The sequence below is a fragment of the Prosthecobacter sp. genome, from assembly GCF_049294395.1.
In the GTDB taxonomy this organism is placed as follows: Bacteria; Verrucomicrobiota; Verrucomicrobiia; order Verrucomicrobiales; family Verrucomicrobiaceae; genus Prosthecobacter.
This window is the reverse complement of record NZ_JBAQCR010000397.1, coordinates 1-1,649: the sequence shown is the minus strand read 5'-3', so window position 1 is coordinate 1,649 and position 1,649 is coordinate 1. Positions and strand designations below refer to the sequence as shown.

General features: G+C 58.6%; 1 pseudogene. It reads left to right on the top strand.

The window, feature by feature from the left end:
• A pseudogene (locus WAW39_RS27370) lies at window positions 1-1,050 on the top strand (hypothetical protein); the annotation flags it as partial.
• Window positions 1,051-1,649: the final 599 nt, after the last annotated feature.

Below are 1,649 nucleotides of genomic sequence, written 5' to 3'. Positions count from 1 at the left end.
CTGCTGGTGCAGCCGCGCTGGATTTTCAGCGTGCCGGGCCTGGCCTGCGTGGCGTGCACGAATTCGCTGGTGGTGATGCAGCCGTGGTCCTGGGCCGTGGCGGCCGCTGGCTTGGCCTGGGTGATGTTTTACGGCGAGGGTGCGGAGGAGACTGCGAAGGCGAGTGCCAAAGCTGCTGCGGGTGACCTACAGGCTGCCGATGACAGGGTGGCTGCGACCGAAATGGAGACTGCGGATGACAAGGCGGCGGCGAGTGACCTGAAGGATAAGTCCGCTGTGCCTCATACGACTTTTGAGCGTGCCGCTGCGAATGCAGATGCCGCTCTGCGCAGTGAATCTGCTGCCGCAAGCAGACATGATGCCGCTGCGCGCAGTGCGGCTGAGGTTGCTGCCATTCAAAAGGCGGATGCGTGCGCTGCTGATGAAGCCGCCGCCGCAAGTGGGCATGACGCCGCTGTTTTGACGGCGGATGCCAACGCTGCTGCGCCACGGACACCTGCGGGCGTGATGAGGCCACGGCGGCTGGGCTGGGCGGTGCAGATGGCTTTTTATGCCTGCCTCACCTTCCCTTTCCTGGCCTCCACCGTGCTGGCGATCGGTCAGAAAAGCTGGGAGCCGCCGGCGGGCGTGATGTCGCGGTGCATCTCGCCGAACTGCTTTGAGGTGCGTCTGCACGGCCAGCCGCAGGAGATCGGGCTGGCGTGCTACAGCTCCGCGAGCCGCGACCGGCACCACACGCTGGAGGTGTGCCTGAAGTACCGGGGCATCGAGCTCAGCGCGGTGGAAGGCTGCCCGCAGGTGATGACGGACGGCAAACACTGGTTTCGCGAATTCTTCATGCAGGACGGCCACATGCTGGCGGACTACCCATCCTACGTGCGCAGCACCTTCTGCCCCTGGAAAGAACCCGGGGTGCACCTGATCTTTGTCTCCGCCACTGAGGCGCACAGCGCCGCTGAATTCAACACGGCCTGCGAGGCGCTGGCGCAGCGCTTCCATGAGGAGTGCGCCGAGGGGGCGGATACACGCGTGGCGGTGGTGAAGGAGTGAGCGGGCGGTGATTTGGCAATGCGCCATTTTGTCAAGTATTTGCACACTGACCCCATTTGGGTTTCGGTGTCGCCTTGCTAGATGGGGTCAGTGTGCAATTTCTTGACAAATTGTACTTCGGTATTTCACGCTGGAATCAGACGTAGGCGAAGGGAGGGGGGCGATTTGCACAGCAACGTGCAGGATGGGGGCGGAGGTTTTTAGGCCACTGGATATTTTGTTAAGTATTTGAACGCTGAACCCCTTTTTCGTCCGTGCTTTCACCTAGAATATGACGCGCATACGCGTCATACTTAACAATTTTGTTGCTTATGACGCGCTTTCGCGTCAAAAGCGACTCCCATGAACTCGCCACCCCGTTGGTACTCGACAAATCTGTGTCCCATAACGTTGTTGACGTACTCGACAGAATTGTTTCTCATCAAGTAGTTAGGCAGAAAATATGGATCAACACCGAAACATCCTCGATACGTCTGAGGCAATATACCGCGGCATTGGCAAAATTATCGTCACATTTCAGCAGATCGAAATGTGGTTATCCCAGATTCTAGCTGGACTGTTATTACTGAAAGACAAGACGGACCAGCACCTATTGATAC